Annotated in this window: 8 protein-coding genes and 1 pseudogene; 3 read left to right on the top strand and 6 right to left on the bottom strand. The window is 29.8% G+C overall.

Features of this window, described 5'->3' with window-relative positions; all coding sequences use genetic code 11:
* Together H603_RS0112610 and H603_RS0112605 are read right to left on the bottom strand one after the other, a co-directional pair.
* A partial coding sequence (locus H603_RS0112610; RefSeq protein WP_026708951.1) for a tetratricopeptide repeat protein occupies positions 1–1,424 on the bottom strand: 1,424 nt, incomplete at its 3' end.
* A 57-nt stretch (positions 1,425–1,481) separates the two neighbouring features.
* Positions 1,482–1,646 carry a hypothetical protein gene (locus H603_RS0112605; protein ID WP_157510445.1) on the bottom strand — a complete coding sequence of 55 codons (165 nt, stop codon included), beginning with the start codon at positions 1,644–1,646 and terminating at the stop codon, positions 1,482–1,484.
* A gap of 316 nt (positions 1,647–1,962) precedes the next feature.
* Here H603_RS0112605 and H603_RS17145 point away from each other — a divergent pair, with 316 nt between their 5' ends.
* The 3 genes from H603_RS17145 to H603_RS0112590 are packed head-to-tail and all read left to right on the top strand — an operon-like array spanning position 1,963 to position 3,025.
* Positions 1,963–2,271 carry a hypothetical protein gene (locus H603_RS17145; protein ID WP_051219317.1) on the top strand — a complete coding sequence of 103 codons (309 nt, stop codon included), beginning with the start codon at positions 1,963–1,965 and terminating at the stop codon, positions 2,269–2,271.
* A 4-nt stretch (positions 2,272–2,275) separates the two neighbouring features.
* Positions 2,276–2,764, top strand: coding sequence for a tetratricopeptide repeat protein (locus H603_RS16805; protein ID WP_051219315.1), 489 nt, complete (start codon positions 2,276–2,278; stop codon positions 2,762–2,764).
* Between the two features lie 21 nt (positions 2,765–2,785).
* Positions 2,786–3,025 carry a hypothetical protein gene (locus tag H603_RS0112590; RefSeq protein WP_026708949.1) on the top strand — a complete coding sequence of 80 codons (240 nt, stop codon included), beginning with the start codon at positions 2,786–2,788 and terminating at the stop codon, positions 3,023–3,025.
* Positions 3,026–3,273: 248 nt separating this feature from the next.
* Here the strand turns inward: H603_RS0112590 and H603_RS16800 are convergent, their stop codons facing one another.
* The 4 genes and pseudogenes from H603_RS16800 to H603_RS0112575 all read right to left on the bottom strand — a co-directional run.
* Complete coding sequence (locus H603_RS16800) at positions 3,274–3,495, bottom strand: hypothetical protein (protein ID WP_051219313.1); 222 nt, start codon at positions 3,493–3,495, stop codon at positions 3,274–3,276.
* A 189-nt stretch (positions 3,496–3,684) separates the two neighbouring features.
* Positions 3,685–4,392 (bottom strand): hypothetical protein, encoded by a 708-nt coding sequence (locus tag H603_RS16795; protein ID WP_157510444.1) that lies wholly within the window; start codon positions 4,390–4,392, stop codon positions 3,685–3,687.
* A 599-nt stretch (positions 4,393–4,991) separates the two neighbouring features.
* Complete coding sequence (locus H603_RS0112580) at positions 4,992–5,714, bottom strand: hypothetical protein (protein WP_026708948.1); 723 nt, start codon at positions 5,712–5,714, stop codon at positions 4,992–4,994.
* A gap of 320 nt (positions 5,715–6,034) precedes the next feature.
* Positions 6,035–6,725: pseudogene (locus H603_RS0112575) on the bottom strand (replication initiation protein); the annotation flags it as partial.

Genomic DNA, 6,725 nt, shown 5'->3' with positions numbered 1-6,725 from the left:
TTTTTTTTTTCTTTTTCTAATTTTTCTTTTTGCTTTAAAGTTAAAACATAAACTTGCTCATTTGCTTTTTGCTGTTCTGTTTCTAATAATAACTTTTCATTTGTAAATTTTTGAATTATAATATAGTAAATCAGAGACACTATAAGTAAAGTTATTAATGCAATAATAATTATTTGTAAATTTTGTTGAGATAAGATCTTATTTTCCTTGACATATTCATTGGTTTCATATTCTATCCTGGTAAATTTATTTTGAGTCATACGATTATGATTTTCTAAGCTATCACTATATTTTATATGCTCTTTCAAATAATAAATTCCATTTTTAGAATCTAATGTGGACAATATTTGGAGTGATTCTAAATAATCTCTGCTGTATTTTATTTTTTTTGCTAATACATTAGATTTTTTGATATAGAATATGGCTCTAGTAAAATCTCCTGTTAAAGTATAATATTTTGATAAGTGGATATTACTCATTATCTGACCACCTTTATTATTAGTACTGTCTCTTATTCTAAGGGCTTTGTAAAGCATGGTTTTTACTGTTACAGTATCCTTTATCATTAGCTTGCAGAAAGCTTTGTTATCTATTAATGTGGCGTATAATTCTATGTTTTTCGCATATAAACTATCATCACTTTTTAATGCTTTATCATAAAAAAACAAAGCTTTCTTGTATTTTTTTTGTTTTTGATAAACAGTTCCTATATTATTATAACTTACAGTATAAAGATCTCTGTCATTCTCCAATTTATTTAGATATTCTAGAGCCTTATTGCTGTAAAATAAAGCTTTAGAATATTCATTAATATCGCTCTGTAACAATGCTAAATGGTTGTAAGATGCATATAAAGCTTCTACTTCATTTAGTGATTTATACTTTGATATAGCTTTTATGATCAATATTTCACTACCAAAATAGTCTTCATATCTCCCTTTAATGAAAGCCATTCCGTACAACATTTTTGCGGCTTCATTTTGATGATCTATTTTTTCGAAATATCTATACGCTTTATTATAGTAATAATAAGCACTATCGTATTGTTCAATTTTTTTATAATAGTTAGCTTCGCTCCAGTTAACATCTGCTAGTGTAAAAGTATCTTTTATACTTAATGCTAGTTTATAAGTTTCTTTATTTAAACTTTTAAAGCGTTGAGTGTCTTTTAAATTTAAATATTGATAGGCAATATTACTTAATTGTCTAGTTGATGAAGTGTCTATTTTTCCAGATTTTAGGATTTTATATGCTTTATCTAAATTTTTCTTTCTTTCTATTAATGGTAGTGTAGTAGTTTTTGAAAGATCAATCCATAAGGGAATACTATCATAGGGTTGATTTATACTTTTTTCAGTATTATCATTTTTATTGCAACCTATTAAAATAAGAAATAAAATTAAGTATATGTGTTTTTTATTCATGTTTAATTTTAAATAGCAAAGCTAATGAAAGACTTTTACTATTTTATTAAATACTTTCTATTTGCCTTTTACTGTTTGATCCACATCAGCGCCTTCAGCACCAGTAGCTTGAGGGTCAATAATATTTTGTTGTTCTGAATCCTTCACAATTTCATCAGGAGTACAAGAAACAGTTAAGTTAATCAATAAGATCAAAAATAAAATAGTTTTTAAAATTCGCATAATAATATAATTTTTTATTTGTAGGTTATAATTATCATCGAAGGTATTTAGATACAAGATTATATAAGTAAGTTTTTTCCGTAAAAAATCATAGTTTAAAAGACAATAGATTAGAGATAATATCGCTTTAGCAGAAGCACCGGCACAAGGGTTGGATATCTTCAGATACAACGCAAAGAGTAACGGCGCGGAGGACTATTTAGCATTATCAGAAGAAATCTTGAATCGTAAGTAAACTGAATAACAATAGTAATACTAGTAATTAAATATTACTAAGTAATTAAATGTTATTTAGTAAACTTAAAATATATAAGTTATGGAAAAGAAAAGTTTTTCAAACGGATTGAATTCGTTATTAGGAGATACAAATAAACCGGAAACAGTTCCAGCAGCTGCAGAACCAAAAGAGAATAGTAAAAAAGCTGTCCAAGCTCCACAAGCAGACGCAAAAGGAATCGAAACAAGAGCTACTTTTATAGTTCAAGAGGAATTACTTGAAAAGATGAGAGCGATTGCTTATTGGGACCGTATGTTAATCAAGGACATCATAAATGAAGCTCTTGAAAGTTACATTACGCGTCACGAGAAAAAGAATGGAGAGATAAAAGCAATGCCAAAAAAGTAAAAGTATGGGAAAGGTAATTTTATGTTTTATTTTATTTGCAGTAAGTTCATTTGGCTATAGTCAAGCTGAAGTAGATGCTGAGAACATTAAAAAAGAAGATTCTAAAGGAGCTATTTTAGATCTTAATAAAGCTATAGAAATAAGTAATACCGATTCAAATGAATATTATAAAAGAGGAGTTTCAAAAGCAGAATTAAACCATGATGAAGAAGCTATCGCAGATTTCACGAAAGCTATAGAAATAAATCCTAATGATGCAAATGCGTATTATTATCGAGCGACTATAAAATTCAAATTACTAGATTATAGAGGAGGAAATGCCGATCTAACCAAAGTAATTGAAATCAACCCTAAAAGCGCACAAGCATATTATCATAGAGGTTTTTACAGAAATGCATTGAACCAAATAGAGGAAGGATGTTCAGACCTTAATAAAGCAGGTGAATTGGGATATAAGCGCGCTTATGAAATGATTAAAGGTTTATGCAACTAGCGCACGATAAAAACTAAAAGTATGGATATAGTAAAATTCAAAATCACCCCAAAAACAATTAAAATAGAAGTTCGAAATACGAACAATTATTTATTTGATTTCAATAAGGCTGTAGAAATTGAAGCTGCAGACAGGGATGTTTTACTAAAGCTATATGCCGCACTGGAACTACTATTCAAAAAAGAAAATACAGTCGACTGTAAATACCAAATACCATCAAATCAAACTAATCTCTTAGATCAAATTGACGAGGTTGAATAGTCGAAACTAAAAAGCCCTAGACGCTAGTCCAGGGCTTTTTTTATGGTTGTTGTGAAATGGATATTGTATATATTTAATTTGATTGACAAATCGAAGATTCCAATACTTTCTAAATTAAGAAAGCACCAAATATTATTCTTGTTAAGAATTAAAAAAATAGGTATTAAACGCTTTTTTTCGGTTTCAAAATTTCTACTGTTTTTAATTATAAATTCTGGCGCAGTTTGCCCGTTCTTTTTATAAAGGTTTTAACTGACTACAACATTTTTTACAAACATTTTCAGTAGTAGTTTTTTTAAAGCATTTGATTTCGGATGAATGTTGTCATATATTTTTTCATATGTTACGTTACAATGAGCTAACATTGTTGCAACGTCCATTTTCCCAAAATTAGGTTGTGATGTTGATGATAATTTTTCAACTCGTTGGATGAACTGGGCAGTATCATTTTGATTAAATGCATTTTTCACAGTCTTTTACTTTTAGAATTTCAGTGTCACTATTTCGTTAGATTCTTGACTCTGCGTGGAGCTATCCGCCAACGTTTTGCCGCTTTTCGCTTTACCAAGACGAGTATTTTCAGCTAAATGAAAACACGATAAAAAACGGTAATTCCACTAAATTCGCAAATGACGCAAGACGTGTGTTAGTTGCTGTTTTTATTCATTATTGTTCTGTTGTCCTAATTGAATTAATGTTTTAATTGCATCTGGCTGATCTTTAAATAGTTGTAATGCCATCATGCCTTTTTCCATGTCTCCAAGTGAATTATCTGTAATTAATGGAAGCATTTCAGGATTTGCAGCCAAAAGAGAGAACATATTTACCATTAAGTCTGTTTGTACTTCTTGTTTAGGTTGAGCATATTTAGGAAACTCAAATTTTATTAATTGAGCTAAATGCAAAACTTGATTATCTGGTTTCAATGGATTTTTGTCGTACCAATTAAAAAACTCTCTAAGCTGTTTCGCTAAGTCTTGTATTCCTTTAGGCGTGCATTCATATTCAATATATCTTTGATGCGAAATATCAAATGGAGTTTTTATTTTAACACTAGAGTTTTTTATTAAAATCGTACCTGGTTTAAAGCTATGTCTAAGTCCTAATTCATAAAACACATTAGGATTTGGAAATGTTACGTCTGCAATAACAAAAGTATCATACATTAAATGTGTTAAAATATCAGTTGTAATAGTACCAGGAACAGCACATTCATCAGCTCTCACAATATTCATTTTTGATCTCGCACTTAAAATTGCAGGTTTTATCACATTTTCGTAATCATCTTTTAATTGATCAGCTGAAATTTCTAAATCATCATATTTTTGATCACTTATAGCCATTATTACAAAACAATTATCTTCCATTTTTTCTTTTTTAAATTCTTAATTTTCTGACCATGAGGCAAAATATCCTAACGTTTTGCGGCTTTGCGTATTCCGAAGAATAAATTTTAAATTCTGCACTAAAGTTTAATTGAAAAACTGAATTTGAAATTAGCACCAAACTCTCTATTTCGCAAAACTGATGTTGGCAGAAGATTTACTTTTCCTAATTTTCTTTTTTAAATCATTTTTAAAAAATTCTACAAATTTTAAAAGCAGTTTTTGATAAAGACAAAAACTGCTTTTAATTTGCAATAGTTTAAAATAAAGTTTTATGTTATTTTTTACTAATTATTTAGCTAGAAAAGATCATATTTCCATAAATTATCAATAATAAAAATAATAGATTAAATACTAAACGAAATATGACGTATGATATTTTTAAATCATAATTTCCCTCCATTTTTTTAATCTTCAATTTGCAAAATAATAAATAAAAAAGTATGATGGAGTTTGCTACAATAGGTATCAACGATATATACTTAATTGAGAATGTCAAGGTTATATTTCTATCAATAAAATAAACGATGTAACCAATTGTAAATAAAACATCTACAATTTCAGATAGATGGTTATGCAGTTTACTCTGCTGGTACATATTCAGACCCTCCATAACCAGGTCTTGGCCCTTGATAACCAGGCCCTGGCTCTAAAAAACCAGCCCCTTCACTAGGCTCTTGATATGCAGTTGGTTCACCCATACAGGTTGCATAATCATACACCATTAACGCAACACCAATCCATCCCAGATATCGCTTACCAATCAATCTTAAGGCCCCAATCATTGTTTCAACAGTTCCTAGAGCTAGAGTATTGTAATATAATGATCTTATCCCGACAATGCCTATTGCAGTAGCTAAACAGCCCCTGGCCCTAGTCCCATCAATACCCTGAGCTTGAGCTTGAGCTTGAAAATTAACGATAAATGATAATTCCACTAATTGTTCATCGGTTAAATTTGTTATTTCTTGTTGCTCAGTAAATGTCATATTTTGAAACTCAATTGTTGAATTAATTTCATTTAGCATACTATTATGAATAATTCGGCCATTTTCAATTAATGGTTGCAATGCTGTTTTCATTTCATTTTCTGCCTTTAGTACATCAACATTTTTTGAATTTTCATTTCTTTTTTTATTGTTTTCAATATTAAACAATACAGAATTTAATTGATTAGGTTTTAAAAGTAATTGTGAGAAGTCAAAGTTTTTTTTAACTTCTTCTTCTTCTTCTGTAGAACAACTTGTAAATAAAGCTCCTGCTATTATAATCGCGGCAGTTAAGCAAAAAATTAATTTCTTCATAACATAATTTTCTTCCCTTTTATTATTTTACGGATTACCGTAAGGACGATAACTTTAGGTACTTTTCTTTAGCAATTGTGCTGGTTAATGTACCGCCCCGTTGGTTTTAAGTTTGCTAAATTTTCTTATTTCCTTGAATGAAATCTATTGTATCTTCAAGCGAGTTGTCTGTTTAACACGGTTATCAAAATTTTCTACCAACTAATGTATATGCGAAGCTAAACCGCACATACATAGCCTTTTTAAGGTTGATTAGAGAAGATTTTCGATTTCAAATATACAATTATTTCTTACATAAAAAATTTTAGGGCTTTGTTTTTTTATTTTTCTGCAGCCATTGTTTTACTCAGCTTCAAAATCTCTTCCATTGGATCTGGAGCTTCTTCTTTTGGTTTAGAATTGGTTTCAGTTTTAGCAGCTTTCTTTTTCTGTTTTTCTTTCGCAGGATCATATGCTACGACATCTTCATTCAAAATGAAACGCATATATCTAGGTGTATCGCTTCTAGTTCCTTGAGCTAAAACTTCTTTAATTCTTTTATTTGTTGGTTCTATAAGGTTTGGGAACTTCTGCAGCTTCATAATTAATTCCTTTACGAAAACATCATTCTTCGGCTTTTTAGAAGTTTCAAAAGTAGCTTGAAATATTGGAATCAATTCCAATAATAAATCGTTGCTATTTTTTACATTCATAGCATTTTTGCGGAATAGTTTGAAACGTAAAGTTTCAACGGTTCTTCCTTTGCGTTCTTCTGTGAACTCAAAATAAACGTCGCATTGTCCCAGGTCATAAAGTTCTTTGAGTTCTCGTTTTGCAACTTGGAGTACACGCTCGTTTAGAAGCGCATAGCGGTCGTATTTTTTTTCCAACATAAACGACTGACGCAAATCGTTAACAGTGATTCTAAAGCCATCTGTACCCTGCCATTTTTGGCACAGTTCATACATGCGCTGACTCCACTTACTTTTTAGTGACATTGCAACATGAAGAGAATAAGTTGTGTATTGGCTT

This window comes from Flavobacterium frigidarium DSM 17623 (genome assembly GCF_000425505.1).
GTDB classification, from domain to species: Bacteria; Bacteroidota; Bacteroidia; order Flavobacteriales; family Flavobacteriaceae; genus Flavobacterium; species Flavobacterium frigidarium.
Note: the sequence above shows the minus strand (reverse complement) of the source record. Positions and strands in the feature narration are given on the sequence as shown.

Bases quoted from the DNA above. Each gene is read 5' to 3' on its own strand.
- H603_RS0112605 (WP_157510445.1), bottom strand. From the start codon at position 1,646: ATGCGAATTTTAAAAACTATTTTATTTTTGATCTTATTGATTAACTTA.
- H603_RS17145 (WP_051219317.1), top strand. From the start codon at position 1,963: ATGGAAAAGAAAAGTTTTTCAAACGGATTGAATTCGTTATTAGGAGAT.
- H603_RS16805 (WP_051219315.1), top strand. From the start codon at position 2,276: ATGGGAAAGGTAATTTTATGTTTTATTTTATTTGCAGTAAGTTCATTT.
- H603_RS0112590 (WP_026708949.1), top strand. From the start codon at position 2,786: ATGGATATAGTAAAATTCAAAATCACCCCAAAAACAATTAAAATAGAA.
- H603_RS16795 (WP_157510444.1), bottom strand. From the start codon at position 4,392: ATGGAAGATAATTGTTTTGTAATAATGGCTATAAGTGATCAAAAATAT.
- H603_RS0112580 (WP_026708948.1), bottom strand. From the start codon at position 5,714: ATGAAGAAATTAATTTTTTGCTTAACTGCCGCGATTATAATAGCAGGA.